7 protein-coding genes, 3 tRNA genes and 4 rRNA genes are annotated in these 15,625 nt (G+C 46.1%); 13 read left to right on the top strand and 1 reads right to left on the bottom strand.

Annotation, left to right across the window (positions count from 1 at the left end):
• Positions 1-51 precede the first annotated feature (51 nt).
• Positions 52-1,137 (bottom strand): site-specific integrase, encoded by a 1,086-nt coding sequence (locus JKJ11_RS15130; RefSeq protein ID WP_252038413.1) that lies wholly within the window; start codon positions 1,135-1,137, stop codon positions 52-54.
• Between the two features lie 110 nt (positions 1,138-1,247).
• Here JKJ11_RS15130 and dusA point away from each other — a divergent pair, with 110 nt between their 5' ends.
• The 13 genes from dusA (at position 1,248) to JKJ11_RS15065 (ending at position 15,337) form a co-directional block, all read left to right on the top strand.
• Positions 1,248-2,249, top strand: coding sequence for a tRNA dihydrouridine(20/20a) synthase DusA (gene dusA / locus JKJ11_RS15125; protein ID WP_252038411.1), 1,002 nt, complete (start codon positions 1,248-1,250; stop codon positions 2,247-2,249).
• Between the two features lie 165 nt (positions 2,250-2,414).
• Positions 2,415-2,624, top strand: coding sequence for an envelope stress response protein PspG (locus tag JKJ11_RS15120; protein ID WP_006073098.1), 210 nt, complete (start codon positions 2,415-2,417; stop codon positions 2,622-2,624).
• Positions 2,625-2,723: 99 nt separating this feature from the next.
• A complete protein-coding gene (locus tag JKJ11_RS15115; RefSeq protein ID WP_252038410.1) occupies positions 2,724-2,954 on the top strand; it encodes a thymidylate kinase in 231 nt (76 codons plus the stop codon).
• A gap of 86 nt (positions 2,955-3,040) precedes the next feature.
• The gene (locus JKJ11_RS15110) at positions 3,041-4,915 is read left to right on the top strand and encodes an assimilatory sulfite reductase (NADPH) flavoprotein subunit (protein ID WP_252038408.1); all 1,875 of its coding nucleotides are present in this window, start codon (positions 3,041-3,043) and stop codon (positions 4,913-4,915) included.
• Entirely contained in the window at positions 4,915-6,648 is a 1,734-nt protein-coding gene (gene cysI / locus JKJ11_RS15105) for an assimilatory sulfite reductase (NADPH) hemoprotein subunit (RefSeq protein ID WP_252038406.1), read from the top strand. Before JKJ11_RS15110 ends, cysI begins: the two co-directional genes overlap by 1 nt.
• A complete protein-coding gene (locus JKJ11_RS15100) occupies positions 6,641-7,414 on the top strand; it encodes a phosphoadenylyl-sulfate reductase (protein WP_124940299.1) in 774 nt (257 codons plus the stop codon). The genes cysI and JKJ11_RS15100 overlap by 8 nt, the downstream gene beginning before the upstream one ends.
• Positions 7,415-7,976: 562 nt before the next feature.
• Positions 7,977-9,529, top strand: a 16S ribosomal RNA gene (locus JKJ11_RS15095).
• Between the two features lie 122 nt (positions 9,530-9,651).
• Positions 9,652-9,727: transfer RNA gene (locus tag JKJ11_RS15090), tRNA-Glu, on the top strand.
• 317 nt (positions 9,728-10,044) lie between these two features.
• A 23S ribosomal RNA gene (locus tag JKJ11_RS15085) occupies positions 10,045-12,931 on the top strand.
• A gap of 129 nt (positions 12,932-13,060) precedes the next feature.
• Positions 13,061-13,176 (top strand): 5S ribosomal RNA (gene rrf, locus JKJ11_RS15080).
• Between the two features lie 351 nt (positions 13,177-13,527).
• Positions 13,528-15,080: ribosomal RNA gene (locus tag JKJ11_RS15075) — 16S ribosomal RNA — on the top strand.
• The 16S, 23S and 5S rRNA genes sit together here with 3 tRNA genes alongside, the layout of an rRNA operon.
• 64 nt (positions 15,081-15,144) lie before the next feature.
• Positions 15,145-15,221, top strand: a tRNA-Ile gene (locus tag JKJ11_RS15070).
• 40 nt (positions 15,222-15,261) lie between these two features.
• Positions 15,262-15,337, top strand: a tRNA-Ala gene (locus tag JKJ11_RS15065).
• Positions 15,338-15,625: the final 288 nt, after the last annotated feature.

Below are 15,625 nucleotides of genomic sequence, written 5' to 3'. Positions count from 1 at the left end.
TAACTTTATATTCCCTCAATTGCTTATAGCTTAGTTTGATATAAATCATGTCTATTCATTTTGCGAATGTAGCTTGTCTTTATGATGAAGATTTTGAGGGAAAAGTTGTGTGTAGACTTGCCATAAAATGTTTAGGTTTCGGTGACCTGTAACTTGAGCGACTTCCTCAATAGAGTACCCTTTCTCAAATAGCCTACTGGCACCTTCTCTTCTTAGATCGTGATATCTCAGGTCTCTAATTCCTAGCTTATTTCTAACTCGCTGAAATCCTGCCGTAACACTTCTCGAATTGTATGGAAAGATAAGGTTTTGAGTTCTTGGTTGTTTGATTACAATCTCAAAGGAGTTTGATAGAAGAGGAACTATCATATGATTTCCCTGCTTCTTTCTTGGATCTTTTCTATCTCTAACCAAAATTGTTCGATGCTCTTCATTCAAGTCTTCCCAACGCAGATTGCACACTTCACCAATACGCATGCAAGTCAAAATACTAAACTCAAGGATATCGACAAACGGGATGCGAGCCTGTCCATTAGCTCTGGCGTTTTGGCGCTCAATCAATCCTTGTTTTAAAGCCTCAAGCTCTTTCCCAGTTGGTCGACGAGTTCGCTTCTGACTCTTACAAATTAACCCCATGTCAGATAACACAGGCACTGCTTCTTCAAACACCTGAAAATGAGCTGCAATATTAAAGACGGGCTTAGCCTTTTTCATAGCAGAGCGAAGATAGGCTATATCGTGATAAATAGTCGCACCGCCAGCACCTGCTGCTTTTCGGTTCTTGCAATGAGTAATAAGATCGCTAGTTCTCAACTTATCACTCTCTACATTTGCAATATCACAGTCGCGAAGCATCTTGATTACGTACTGCTTAGTTCGGCCAGTTTTATCCCACAAATCAGGCTCTTCCATAAACTTATCGAGTAGTACGTATAATGGTACGGATTTTTGTTGTTCTGAGTCCGGATTCTCAAGTTCACGAACCCTTTTCGTGCCGTATGTGCGAGCGAATTCTTTTTTTCTGAATGTTTTCGATTCTCTGTGTATAATCGCCGAATTCTTTTTGACCACCACGTCCACAGTGAAGCGATTTTCACCGCTTTTTAGTGTGCGTTTTTTAATGCTGAATGATGCCATTTGTCCTACTCCTTTCATGCGTACTATGTGCGTACTGATAGGTGCAATTGGGGGCAATTCTAGCAAGTTCCTGTATATATATACAGTATCAAGATTTCGAGTAACACGTTATGAAACCTGAAGAAACTAGTAAATACACTGCGAACCGCTTATCCGTTGCGCCCATGCTCGATTGGACAGATAGACATTGCCGTTACTTCCATCGTCTATTGTCATCGCAAACGCTGTTGTATACCGAAATGGTAACGACAGGTGCGATTATCCACGGTAAAGGTGATTTTCTTGCGTATAACGAAGAAGAACATCCGGTAGCGTTACAGTTAGGTGGGTCTAATCCAGCGGACTTAGCGACGTGCGCAAAGCTTGCCGCGGAACGTGGGTATGATGAAATCAACCTCAATGTGGGCTGTCCTTCGGATCGTGTTCAAAACGGTCGTTTTGGTGCTTGTTTAATGGCGGAGCCAGAGCTGGTGGCAGAGTGTGTCGCGGCGATGAAAGAAGTTGTTGATGTTCCAGTAACGGTGAAAACACGTATTGGCATTGACGATCAGGATTCTTATGAGTTCCTGACTCGATTCGTCTCTCTTGTCTCAGAAAAGGCGGGATGTGAACAATTTACTATTCACGCGCGTAAAGCTTGGTTAAGCGGCTTGAGTCCAAAAGAAAACCGAGAGATTCCACCACTGGATTACCCACGTGCTTATCAAATTAAGAAAGATTTCCCTCATTTACAGATCGCAGTGAATGGTGGAGTGAAGACCCTTGAAGAGTCTGTCGAACACCTGAAGCATTTAGATGGTGTCATGATAGGTCGTGAAGCGTATCAAAACCCTTATATTCTTGCGCAAGTTGACCAACTAATTTTTGGGCTTGATACTCCAGTGAAAAAGCGCAAGCAGGTTGTGGAAGAGATGTATCCATACATTGAACGACAGTTAGCGAACGGTTCGTATCTTGGTCATATCTCTCGTCATATGATTGGTCTATTTCAGGCGATGCCTGGTGCGAGGCAGTGGCGTCGTTACATTAGTGAAAATGCTCATAAGAAGGGTGCCGGCATTGAGGTACTCGAAACTGCATTAGCGAAAATACCTGCAGAACTTGACGTGTAAGATACCAACTTATTGGTCAATAATACCAACTCCTATTGTGCTCAGTGCCAATAGGAGTTTTTGTCTTTTATAAGTGTATGATTTTTAATGTTTATAATAGTTGGAACAGTTCCTGCAATACCAAAGTTAAGTCGTTAATGAAGTCACAAGCACGTAGGAGGTGTTATGTTTGAACTGATTTTCGTATTGGTATTTTTGGCTACACTGGTAATGACAGGCGTAACAGTGATGACAGTAACGCTGGCTGTGGTTGTTTCGTTTGGTGTGATGTTTATGTTGGGAATGGTCGGCATCGTCTTCAATTTACTCCCGTATATTATCGCTTTCCTTATTGCGATTTGGTTGTATAAGAAAGTAGTAGCACCATCAAGTTAACAAAATAGCAACAAATATCCCTACGGATTAAGGCGTAATTGCTATAGTTAGTGTATGGCACTAGGTACAGTAACTACGCCGAGATTTCTGGAGGGAACCATGACAATGACTGAGTTAAAGCACCTATACCATCAGAACTTGTTAGCTGAGGCGATCATAGAACCGTCTTCTTCTGATGAAGGTTGGATTGTTGAGTTTCGCCACAGGCAGGGCGGATTTCTTATGTTAACTGATATTCATGGTGCTGAATGTCAGTATAACGATCTTGATAAAGCGTCTAAGTCTGCCTTGGCCGTTGGCTTTACTGAGGTTCGAATTGAAGCTAAGTAATCCTCTCTCTTCTTCCAAAAAGTTATAAAACATTCATATCTATTCTTTCTTGTTATTAAGGTGGTTGGTTAATCTATCGTCACGCAATGATTAGGGATGTCGTGACAATGTCTTCAAATGTAAAACAGTCATCAAATGGCAATACACAACCACAAGAGCTACCTAATGTAGCTGCACCATTAAATGACCAACAGATCTCACAACTTCAACAAGCTTCGAGTAATTTATCTTCTAACCAACTTGCTTGGGTGAGCGGATACTTTTGGGGATTGAGTCAAGCACAAGCTCCTACCCAACTCACCCCTGTAGCCAGTGCAGTAAATACAGCCACGGCTTCTGTACCTGCTGGAAAACTGTCAATTATCTTTGCTTCACAAACTGGTAACGCGAAAGGTGTTGCGGAAGAGTTGAAAGAAGAAGCAAGTACTTTAGGTATCGATGCAGAGCTGTTTGATGCGAGTGACTACAAAGGTAAAAACCTAGCAAAAGAAACGCACGTTATTATCGTCGCTTCGACTAATGGAGAAGGTGAAGCGCCTGACAACGCTATTGAGCTGCATGAATTTCTGCAGTCCAAAAAAGCCCCTAAACTTCCAAACTTAAAATATGGTGTGATTGGTTTAGGTGATTCAAGTTACGAGTTCTTCTGCCAAACAGGTAAAGACTTTGATTCTTTTTTAGCTAAGCTGGGGGCAACCTCATTCATCGACCGAATTGACTGTGATGTCGACTATGATGCGCCAGCTGAAGAGTGGCGTGCAAATGCTCTGGAAAAAATAAAAGCTGACCTCGCATCTCAAGCTGCAGAGGTTGTAACACTGCCGGTTGCTAATAATACCGCTGCGGTAACCTATACCAAAAAGAACCCATACACTGCGACGTTACTGACTAGTCAAAAAATCACCGGACGTGATTCTGGCAAGGATGTTCGTCATATCGAAATAGATCTAGAAGGCTCAGGCCTCACCTACCAGCCAGGCGATGCTCTTGGTGTATGGTTTGAAAACAATAGCCAGTTGGTTGACGCGCTTCTAGCTCAAGCTGGTTTGTCTGGCATCGAAAGTGTCGATGTTGACGGTGAAAGTCTATCCCTTCGTTCTGCGCTGATTCGCCACTATGAAATTACCGCTGCGAACCCTCAATTAGTTAGCCAGTACGCTGAACTCTCCAACAGCAAAAAGCTGCTTAAGTTAGCCGAAGACAAAGATAAGCTGCGAGAGTACGCGGGACGTACTCAGGTATTAGACGTATTTAAAGAGAAGAAAACCAAACTTGAAGCATCACAGTTACTGTCATTGCTACGCCGTCTAACTCCTCGCCTTTACTCTATTGCTTCTAGTCAAGAAGAAGTGGATGAAGAAGTACATCTAACAGTTGGGCTGGTGGAGTATTCTACTGGTGAGGAGAGTCGCTACGGTGGTGCGTCGTACTTCCTGTCTCGTGATCTAGAAGAAGGCGCTGAAGTAAAAGTATTTGTAGAACACAACAACAACTTTAAGTTGCCAGAAAATGGAAATACCCCAGTTATTATGATCGGCCCAGGCACTGGTATTGCGCCATTCAGAAGCTTTATTCAACAGCGTGATAATCAAGGTGATAGTGGTAAAAACTGGCTGTTTTTTGGTGACCGTACCTTCACACAAGATTTCCTTTATCAAGTTGAATGGCAAAAATACCTTAAGTCGGGTGTCTTAAGCCGTTTAGATGTGGCATTTAGCCGAGATCAACATGAGAAAGTCTATGTACAACACCGCCTACTAGAGCAAGGTGAACAAGTGTGGCAATGGCTTGAAGAGGGGGCACATATCTATGTGTGTGGTGATGCGAACCATATGGCTAAGGATGTACACAATGCACTGTTAGAGATTACTAAGGTGTATGGTGGAAAATCACCGGAACAAGCTGAGGAATTTGTCAGCGAATTAAGAAAAGCAAAACGTTATCAAAAGGATGTGTACTAATGAGCAAGCAATCAGTGACTATTCAAGAAGTATTAGGTCAAGAGTTAGGACCACTATCTGATAACGAACGCTTGAAACGAGAAAGTAATCTGCTTCGCGGTACGATCGAAACAGATCTACAAGATCAAATAACGGGCGGCTTTACAGCGGACAACTTCCAGTTGATACGATTCCACGGTATGTATCAGCAAGATGACCGTGATATTCGGAATGAGCGAGCTAAGCAAAAGCTCGAACCTCTACATAATGTCATGCTACGAGCAAGAATGCCTGGTGGAGTAATAACGCCGAAACAGTGGCTTGCCATTGATCAGTTTGCAACAGAGCATTCTCTTTATGGCAGCATCCGTCTGACTACTCGTCAAACGTTCCAATTCCATGGTGTACTGAAGCCAAATATAAAGTTGATGCACCAAACACTGAACTCCATCGGTATTGATTCAATTGCCACTGCTGGAGATGTGAACCGAAATGTCTTGTGTACGACTAACCCTGTTGAGTCTGAGTTACATCAAGAAGCATATGAGTGGGCGACTAAAATCAGTGAACACTTACTACCCAAGACCAAAGCCTATGCTGAGATCTGGTTGAACGGTGAAAAAGTAGAAACAACGCAAGAAGATGAACCTATTCTAGGCAAGAACTATTTACCTCGTAAGTTTAAAACCACCGTAGTGATACCACCGCAAAATGATGTAGATGTTCACGCTAATGACTTGAACTTTATTGCTATCGCAGAAGAGGGCAAGCTTGTCGGCTTTAATGTGCTGGTGGGTGGCGGATTAGCGATGACACATGGTGACACCAGTACTTATCCAAGAAGAGCAGATGATTTCGGTTTTGTACCGCTTGATAAAACGCTTGAAGTGGCTGCTGCAGTAGTGACGACACAAAGAGATTGGGGTAACCGCTCTAACCGTAAAAATGCCAAAACCAAATATACGTTGGATCGTGTAGGTATTGATGTCTTTAAAGCAGAAGTAGAAAAGCGCGCTGGCATCAAGTTTGAGCAAAGTAAACCATATGAGTTCACAGAGCGTGGCGATAGGATTGGTTGGGTTGAAGGTATTGATGGTAAGCACCATCTAACGCTCTTTATTGAAAATGGACGTCTACTAGATTCTCCGGACAAACCTTTAAAGAGCGGTGTCGCAAAGATCGCTGAAATTCATAAAGGCGATTTTCGAATGACGGCCAACCAAAACCTTATTGTGGCTAAAGTATCTAAGTCCAACAAAGCCAAGATAGAAAAGATAGCTCGTGAACACGGCTTGATGGATGACACAGTATCAGAGCAGCGTAAAAACTCGATGGCGTGTGTTGCTTTCCCTACATGTCCTCTTGCGATGGCAGAGGCCGAACGTTTTCTACCTAGCTTTGTTACTGATGTGGAATCTATCTTGGATAAACATCAGATCAATAAAGAAGAGAGCATTATCTTGCGAGTTACAGGTTGTCCCAATGGTTGTGGACGAGCAATGTTGGCTGAAATTGGACTGGTGGGTAAAGCGCCGGGTCGTTACAACTTGCATTTAGGTGGTAACAAAGCAGGTACTCGTGTTCCTAAAATGTATAAAGAGAACATCACCGAAGCGCAAATCCTAGAGGATATCGATTCGTTAGTTGGTCAGTGGGCCGAACAACGAGAAACAGGTGAAGCCTTTGGAGACTTTGTCATTCGAGTGGGCATCATTCAAGAAGTGAAAGTATCGAAAAGGGACTTCTATGCTTAGACTCCAAGAACACTCAACATTGAAAGATTTGCTTTCGCTCACCAAAACCGAACAGATCCTAAAACTGGCGGAGCTTAATGCAGAGTTGGAACAGCTCAATGCAGAGCAAAGAGTTCGATGGGCGTTTGAAAATCTACCGGGACAGCATATCTTAAGCTCGAGTTTTGGTATGCAAGCTGCGGTTATGCTTCATTTGGTTAGTCAGGTTCGTTCGGAAACCCCGATAGTGTTAACAGATACGGGGTACTTATTTCCTGAAACCTATCAATTTATTGATGCGCTTAAGGAGAAGTTAAACTTAAACCTACACATATATAAAGCAGAGTTGTCGCCGCAATGGCAAGAGGCAAGGTACGGAAAGCTGTGGGAACAAGGTATTGATGGAATCAAACGTTATAACCAAATGAACAAAGTGGATCCGATGAGGAGAGCTTTAGAGGATTTGGGTGTTCAGACTTGGTTCTCAGGATTGAGAAGAGAGCAGTCGGAGAGTCGGGCTAACTTGCCCGTACTGGCGATTCAAAATGGCAGATTCAAGTTTCTTCCCATTATAGATTGGAGTGACGACCAGATTGACACTTATTTATCGGAACATGGCTTGAGTTACCATCCGTTGAAAGACCAAGGGTATCTTTCTATTGGTGATACTCATTCGACGGAAAAGTGGAAGCCAGGAATGAAGATAGAAGAAACTCGCTTTAACGGCTTAAAGCGAGAATGTGGTTTACATGAAGATGACGTCGAACAAGATGGTTCAGGAATCTAGAGTAAATCGGTTATTAAAAAAGGAGGGGAAACCCTCCTTTTTTAATAACTCTGTGGATAACTTGTAATTAAAATAAGGATAAAGTGGGATAAATAAAGCTTTGAATGAAAAAGAAACGCTTAGTCGTTATTTTTGTATTTTTTCCTAAAAAACGCTTGCCAATGTGATCCGGATCTCTATAATGCGTCCTCACTGACACGGCAGAGCCCACAAGGGTTCAAGGCAAGAGTCAGTAAGGCGTTCAGTTAATAAGATGGTCTTCTAGTTAGATTTGAAAAAATCAAAAATAATTAGAAAAAAGTGTTTGACACTGAGAATCATCTCGCTAGAATAGCCGCCTCTTCAAACGGAAAGCGAAACGCAGAGTTCTGAAGAGAATGTTCTTTAACAATATAAACCTATCAATCTGTGTGGGCACTCGTTGATGATAATCAAATTAGATACTTCTGTATCAAATTAGGTTTCAATGAAACGAAGTGACCATTGAGTCGAAAGACTCAGCACAGTCAATTCAAACATTACTTTATGTAATGTTCAGTATTCATTGAGCCGACAAAATCTTAAATTGAAGAGTTTGATCATGGCTCAGATTGAACGCTGGCGGCAGGCCTAACACATGCAAGTCGAGCGGAAACGAGTTAACTGACCCTTCGGGTGACGTTAACGGCGTCGAGCGGCGGACGGGTGAGTAATGCCTGGGAAATTGCCCTGATGTGGGGGATAACCATTGGAAACGATGGCTAATACCGCATAATGCCTTCGGGCCAAAGAGGGGGACCTTCGGGCCTCTCGCGTCAGGATATGCCCAGGTGGGATTAGCTAGTTGGTGAGGTAATGGCTCACCAAGGCGACGATCCCTAGCTGGTCTGAGAGGATGATCAGCCACACTGGAACTGAGACACGGTCCAGACTCCTACGGGAGGCAGCAGTGGGGAATATTGCACAATGGGCGCAAGCCTGATGCAGCCATGCCGCGTGTGTGAAGAAGGCCTTCGGGTTGTAAAGCACTTTCAGCAGTGAGGAAGGCGGGTACGTTAATAGCGTGCTCGTTTGACGTTAGCTGCAGAAGAAGCACCGGCTAACTCCGTGCCAGCAGCCGCGGTAATACGGAGGGTGCGAGCGTTAATCGGAATTACTGGGCGTAAAGCGCATGCAGGTGGTTCGTTAAGTCAGATGTGAAAGCCCGGGGCTCAACCTCGGAACTGCATTTGAAACTGGCGGACTAGAGTACTGTAGAGGGGGGTAGAATTTCAGGTGTAGCGGTGAAATGCGTAGAGATCTGAAGGAATACCGGTGGCGAAGGCGGCCCCCTGGACAGATACTGACACTCAGATGCGAAAGCGTGGGGAGCAAACAGGATTAGATACCCTGGTAGTCCACGCCGTAAACGATGTCTACTTGGAGGTTGTGGCCTTGAGCCGTGGCTTTCGGAGCTAACGCGTTAAGTAGACCGCCTGGGGAGTACGGTCGCAAGATTAAAACTCAAATGAATTGACGGGGGCCCGCACAAGCGGTGGAGCATGTGGTTTAATTCGATGCAACGCGAAGAACCTTACCTACTCTTGACATCCAGAGAAGCCAGCGGAGACGCAGGTGTGCCTTCGGGAGCTCTGAGACAGGTGCTGCATGGCTGTCGTCAGCTCGTGTTGTGAAATGTTGGGTTAAGTCCCGCAACGAGCGCAACCCTTATCCTTGTTTGCCAGCGAGTAATGTCGGGAACTCCAGGGAGACTGCCGGTGATAAACCGGAGGAAGGTGGGGACGACGTCAAGTCATCATGGCCCTTACGAGTAGGGCTACACACGTGCTACAATGGCGCATACAGAGGGCAGCCAACTTGCGAAAGTGAGCGAATCCCAAAAAGTGCGTCGTAGTCCGGATTGGAGTCTGCAACTCGACTCCATGAAGTCGGAATCGCTAGTAATCGTAGATCAGAATGCTACGGTGAATACGTTCCCGGGCCTTGTACACACCGCCCGTCACACCATGGGAGTGGGCTGCAAAAGAAGTGGGTAGTTTAACCTTCGGGAGGACGCTCACCACTTTGTGGTTCATGACTGGGGTGAAGTCGTAACAAGGTAGCCCTAGGGGAACCTGGGGCTGGATCACCTCCTTATACGAAAGATTATTGCGATGAGTGTTCACACAGATTGATTAGGTTTGTAAAGATAAAGAGATTTTGTTTTTGCTGAAAAGCGAAAGCAGAAAATAGTAAGTGCCCAACACTTACTGCTTAGTGTCCCGTTCGTCTAGAGGCCTAGGACACCGCCCTTTCACGGCGGTAACAGGGGTTCGACTCCCCTACGGGATACCATCTTTAAGCATTTTCTCTTTGAGAATTCTTAAAAATGGTTACTTCATTAGAAGTGATTAGCTCTTTAACAATTTGGAAAGCTGACAGATAACAATTTGATTGATTGTTATCTATTAAAAGTTCTCAAATCCTATATCGAAAGATGTAGGTACCAACACACATTCAAGTGTTCTTGGGAATTACGAAAGTAATTCATATTTGAGTCCGGCAAAATCGAGTCTGCACATGTATAAAAATGCAGACAACTTTGGTTGTTTGACCGTTTGCTTTCACTTTTCAAAAGTGAAGACAAATAGAAAGACCCTTTGGGGTTGTATGGTTAAGTGACTAAGCGTACACGGTGGATGCCTTGGCAGTCAGAGGCGATGAAAGGCGTATTAACTTGCGATAAGCTCAGATTAGGTAGTAAAAACCTGTGAGTCTGAGATCCCTGAATGGGGAAACCCAACTGCATAAGCAGTTATCACTAACTGAATACATAGGTTAGTGAGGCGAACCGGGGGAACTGAAACATCTAAGTACCCCGAGGAAGAGAAATCAACCGAGATTCCGAAAGTAGCGGCGAGCGAAATTGGATTAGCCCTTAAGCTTTTAATGAGACAGGTGAAGGCTCTGGAAAGTGCCGCGATACAGGGTGATAGCCCCGTAACCGACATCTCATCATCAGTGAAATCGAGTAGGGCGGGACACGTGATATCCTGTCTGAATATGGGGGGACCATCCTCCAAGGCTAAATACTACTGACTGACCGATAGTGAACCAGTACCGTGAGGGAAAGGCGAAAAGAACCCCTGTGAGGGGAGTGAAATAGAACCTGAAACCGTGTACGTACAAGCAGTAGGAGCACCTTCGTGGTGTGACTGCGTACCTTTTGTATAATGGGTCAGCGACTTATATTCAGTGGCAAGGTTAACCGTTTAGGGGAGCCGTAGGGAAACCGAGTCTTAACTGGGCGTTCAGTCTCTGGATATAGACCCGAAACCAGGTGATCTAGCCATGGGCAGGTTGAAGGTTGAGTAACATCAACTGGAGGACCGAACCGACTAATGTTGAAAAATTAGCGGATGACTTGTGGCTAGGGGTGAAAGGCCAATCAAACCTGGAGATAGCTGGTTCTCCCCGAAATCTATTTAGGTAGAGCCTCGGACGAATACTACTGGGGGTAGAGCACTGTTAAGGCTAGGGGGTCATCCCGACTTACCAACCCTTTGCAAACTCCGAATACCAGTAAGTACTATCCGGGAGACACACGGCGGGTGCTAACGTCCGTCGTGGAGAGGGAAACAACCCAGACCGCCAGCTAAGGTCCCAAAGTATAGCTAAGTGGGAAACGATGTGGGAAGGCTTAGACAGCTAGGATGTTGGCTTAGAAGCAGCCATCATTTAAAGAAAGCGTAATAGCTCACTAGTCGAGTCGGCCTGCGCGGAAGATGTAACGGGGCTAAGCTATACACCGAAGCTGCGGCAATGTGTTTACACATTGGGTAGGGGAGCGTTCTGTAAGCTGTTGAAGGTGAACTGTAAGGTTTGCTGGAGGTATCAGAAGTGCGAATGCTGACATGAGTAACGATAAAGGGGGTGAAAAACCTCCTCGCCGGAAGACCAAGGGTTCCTGTCCAACGTTAATCGGGGCAGGGTAAGTCGACCCCTAAGGCGAGGCCGAAAGGCGTAGTCGATGGGAAACGGGTTAATATTCCCGTACTTCTTACAATTGCGATGGGGGGACGGAGAAGGCTAGGTGGGCCTGGCGACGGTTGTCCAGGTTCAAGTGCGTAGGCTTAAGGTTTAGGTAAATCCGGACCTTTATAAGGCTGAGACACGATGTCGAGCTACTACGGTAGTGAAGTCATTGATGCCATGCTTCCAGGAAAAGCCTCTAAGCTTCAGATTGTAAGGAATCGTACCCCAAACCGACACAGGTGGTCGGGTAGAGAATACCAAGGCGCTTGAGAGAACTCGGGTGAAGGAACTAGGCAAAATGGTACCGTAACTTCGGGAGAAGGTACGCTCTTAGTGGTGAAGTCCCTCGCGGATGGAGCTACCGAGAGTCGCAGATACCAGGTGGCTGCAACTGTTTATTAAAAACACAGCACTGTGCAAAATCGCAAGATGACGTATACGGTGTGACGCCTGCCCGGTGCCGGAAGGTTAATTGATGGGGTTAGTTTTCGGACGAAGCTCTTGATCGAAGCCCCGGTAAACGGCGGCCGTAACTATAACGGTCCTAAGGTAGCGAAATTCCTTGTCGGGTAAGTTCCGACCTGCACGAATGGCGTAATGATGGCCACGCTGTCTCCACCCGAGACTCAGTGAAATTGAAATCGCTGTGAAGATGCAGTGTACCCGCGGCTAGACGGAAAGACCCCGTGAACCTTTACTACAGCTTGGCACTGAACATTGAGCCTACATGTGTAGGATAGGTGGGAGCCTTTGAAGCGAGTACGCCAGTATTCGTGGAGGCAATCTTGAAATACCACCCTTGTATGTTTGATGTTCTAACTTGGTTCCCTAATCGGGAATGAGGACAGTGCCTGGTGGGTAGTTTGACTGGGGCGGTCTCCTCCCAAAGAGTAACGGAGGAGCACGAAGGTGGGCTAATCACGGTTGGACATCGTGAGGTTAGTGCAATGGCATAAGCCCGCTTGACTGCGAGAATGACAATTCGAGCAGGTGCGAAAGCAGGTCATAGTGATCCGGTGGTTCTGAATGGAAGGGCCATCGCTCAACGGATAAAAGGTACTCCGGGGATAACAGGCTGATACCGCCCAAGAGTTCATATCGACGGCGGTGTTTGGCACCTCGATGTCGGCTCATCACATCCTGGGGCTGAAGTCGGTCCCAAGGGTATGGCTGTTCGCCATTTAAAGTGGTACGCGAGCTGGGTTTAGAACGTCGTGAGACAGTTCGGTCCCTATCTGCCGTGGGCGTTGGAAGATTGAAGGGGGCTGCTCCTAGTACGAGAGGACCGGAGTGGACGAACCTCTGGTGTTCGGGTTGTGTCGCCAGACGCATTGCCCGGTAGCTAAGTTCGGAATCGATAACCGCTGAAAGCATCTAAGCGGGAAGCGAGCCCTGAGATGAGTCTTCCCTGGCACTTTAAGTGTCCTAAAGGGTTGTTCGAGACTAGAACGTTGATAGGCAGGGTGTGTAAGCGTTGTGAGGCGTTGAGCTAACCTGTACTAATTGCCCGTGAGGCTTAACCATACAACACCCAAAGGGTTTTGATGGGCTCAAAGCAAGAACAAATTGAATGTGTATTTAGACTTTTAAATCAGTTTTCCAGATTTTTTGCCTTCAGTTTTTAATAAAAGCTGAAAGTAAAAGCAGAATTTGCTTGGCGACCATAGCGTTGTGGACCCACCTGACTCCATGCCGAACTCAGAAGTGAAACGCAATAGCGCCGATGGTAGTGTGGGGCTTCCCCATGTGAGAGTAGGACATCGCCAGGCTTTAAATTCGACTTGTCTTTAAGTAGACGAGTCACCATAAAGTTTTAAGAGAAAATCTTAGAGTTTTATGTTGACTTTCAAAGTAGACAGCGTATTATACGCGTCCTGCTTAAGTGCTAAGGCACTGAAAGCAAAGCTCTTTAACAATATAAACCTATCAATCTGTGTGGGCACTCGTTGATGATAATCAAATTAGAAACTTCGGTTTCAAATTAGGTTTTCAATGAACTGAGTGACCAATCAAGTCGAAAGACTTGGCACAGTCAATTCATTATCGTTCTGTTGGAACGATAATAGCTTTAGATTACTAAGGTAGTTTAAAGTCAGTATTCATTGAGCCGACAAAATCTTAAATTGAAGAGTTTGATCATGGCTCAGATTGAACGCTGGCGGCAGGCCTAACACATGCAAGTCGAGCGGAAACGAGTTAACTGACCCTTCGGGTGACGTTAACGGCGTCGAGCGGCGGACGGGTGAGTAATGCCTGGGAAATTGCCCTGATGTGGGGGATAACCATTGGAAACGATGGCTAATACCGCATAATGCCTTCGGGCCAAAGAGGGGGACCTTCGGGCCTCTCGCGTCAGGATATGCCCAGGTGGGATTAGCTAGTTGGTGAGGTAATGGCTCACCAAGGCGACGATCCCTAGCTGGTCTGAGAGGATGATCAGCCACACTGGAACTGAGACACGGTCCAGACTCCTACGGGAGGCAGCAGTGGGGAATATTGCACAATGGGCGCAAGCCTGATGCAGCCATGCCGCGTGTGTGAAGAAGGCCTTCGGGTTGTAAAGCACTTTCAGCAGTGAGGAAGGCGGGTACGTTAATAGCGTGCTCGTTTGACGTTAGCTGCAGAAGAAGCACCGGCTAACTCCGTGCCAGCAGCCGCGGTAATACGGAGGGTGCGAGCGTTAATCGGAATTACTGGGCGTAAAGCGCATGCAGGTGGTTCGTTAAGTCAGATGTGAAAGCCCGGGGCTCAACCTCGGAACTGCATTTGAAACTGGCGGACTAGAGTACTGTAGAGGGGGGTAGAATTTCAGGTGTAGCGGTGAAATGCGTAGAGATCTGAAGGAATACCGGTGGCGAAGGCGGCCCCCTGGACAGATACTGACACTCAGATGCGAAAGCGTGGGGAGCAAACAGGATTAGATACCCTGGTAGTCCACGCCGTAAACGATGTCTACTTGGAGGTTGTGGCCTTGAGCCGTGGCTTTCGGAGCTAACGCGTTAAGTAGACCGCCTGGGGAGTACGGTCGCAAGATTAAAACTCAAATGAATTGACGGGGGCCCGCACAAGCGGTGGAGCATGTGGTTTAATTCGATGCAACGCGAAGAACCTTACCTACTCTTGACATCCAGAGAAGCCAGCGGAGACGCAGGTGTGCCTTCGGGAGCTCTGAGACAGGTGCTGCATGGCTGTCGTCAGCTCGTGTTGTGAAATGTTGGGTTAAGTCCCGCAACGAGCGCAACCCTTATCCTTGTTTGCCAGCGAGTAATGTCGGGAACTCCAGGGAGACTGCCGGTGATAAACCGGAGGAAGGTGGGGACGACGTCAAGTCATCATGGCCCTTACGAGTAGGGCTACACACGTGCTACAATGGCGCATACAGAGGGCAGCCAACTTGCGAAAGTGAGCGAATCCCAAAAAGTGCGTCGTAGTCCGGATTGGAGTCTGCAACTCGACTCCATGAAGTCGGAATCGCTAGTAATCGTAGATCAGAATGCTACGGTGAATACGTTCCCGGGCCTTGTACACACCGCCCGTCACACCATGGGAGTGGGCTGCAAAAGAAGTGGGTAGTTTAACCTTCGGGAGGACGCTCACCACTTTGTGGTTCATGACTGGGGTGAAGTCGTAACAAGGTAGCCCTAGGGGAACCTGGGGCTGGATCACCTCCTTATACGAAAGATTATTGCGATGAGTGTTCACACAGATTGATTAGGTTTAGATTAAAGACGATGCTTGGGTCTGTAGCTCAGGTGGTTAGAGCGTTCGCCTGATAAGCGAGAGGTCGGTGGTTCAAGTCCACTCAGACCCACCAATCTTCCTCCCAGATGATTGGCGGTAAGCATCACACTGATGGGGCTATAGCTCAGCTGGGAGAGCGCCTGCCTTGCACGCAGGAGGTCAGCAGTTCGATCCTGCTTAGCTCCACCATCTTTAAGCACATTTGCTTAAGTGTTCTTAAAAATGGTTTCGAAAGAAATCTCGTTCTTTAACAATTTGGAAAGCTGACGAATAACATTTGATTAATGTTATTCATTTAAAAGTTCTCAAATCCTATATCGAAAGATGTAGGTACCAACACACATTCAAGTGTTCTTGGAATTTGAGTCCGGCAAAATCGAGTCTGCACATGTATAAAAATGCAGACAACTTTGGTTGTTTGACCGTTTGCTTTCACTTTTCAAAAGTGAAGACAAATAGAAAGACCCTTTGGGGTTG

Origin of the sequence: Vibrio sp. SCSIO 43133, from assembly GCF_023716845.1 — a bacterium.
Classification (GTDB): domain Bacteria; phylum Pseudomonadota; class Gammaproteobacteria; order Enterobacterales; family Vibrionaceae; genus Vibrio; species Vibrio mediterranei.
Note: the sequence above shows the minus strand (reverse complement) of the source record. Positions and strands in the feature narration are given on the sequence as shown.

What these genes read in the sequence shown, in the direction of transcription:
- JKJ11_RS15115 (WP_252038410.1), top strand. Translation starts at nt 2,724, where the DNA reads ATGACAATGACTGAGTTAAAGCACCTATACCATCAGAACTTGTTAGCT.
- JKJ11_RS15130 (WP_252038413.1), bottom strand. Translation starts at nt 1,137, where the DNA reads ATGGCATCATTCAGCATTAAAAAACGCACACTAAAAAGCGGTGAAAAT.
- JKJ11_RS15110 (WP_252038408.1), top strand. Translation starts at nt 3,041, where the DNA reads ATGATTAGGGATGTCGTGACAATGTCTTCAAATGTAAAACAGTCATCA.
- JKJ11_RS15100 (WP_124940299.1), top strand. Translation starts at nt 6,641, where the DNA reads ATGCTTAGACTCCAAGAACACTCAACATTGAAAGATTTGCTTTCGCTC.
- JKJ11_RS15120 (WP_006073098.1), top strand. Translation starts at nt 2,415, where the DNA reads ATGTTTGAACTGATTTTCGTATTGGTATTTTTGGCTACACTGGTAATG.
- cysI (WP_252038406.1), top strand. Translation starts at nt 4,915, where the DNA reads ATGAGCAAGCAATCAGTGACTATTCAAGAAGTATTAGGTCAAGAGTTA.
- dusA (WP_252038411.1), top strand. Translation starts at nt 1,248, where the DNA reads ATGAAACCTGAAGAAACTAGTAAATACACTGCGAACCGCTTATCCGTT.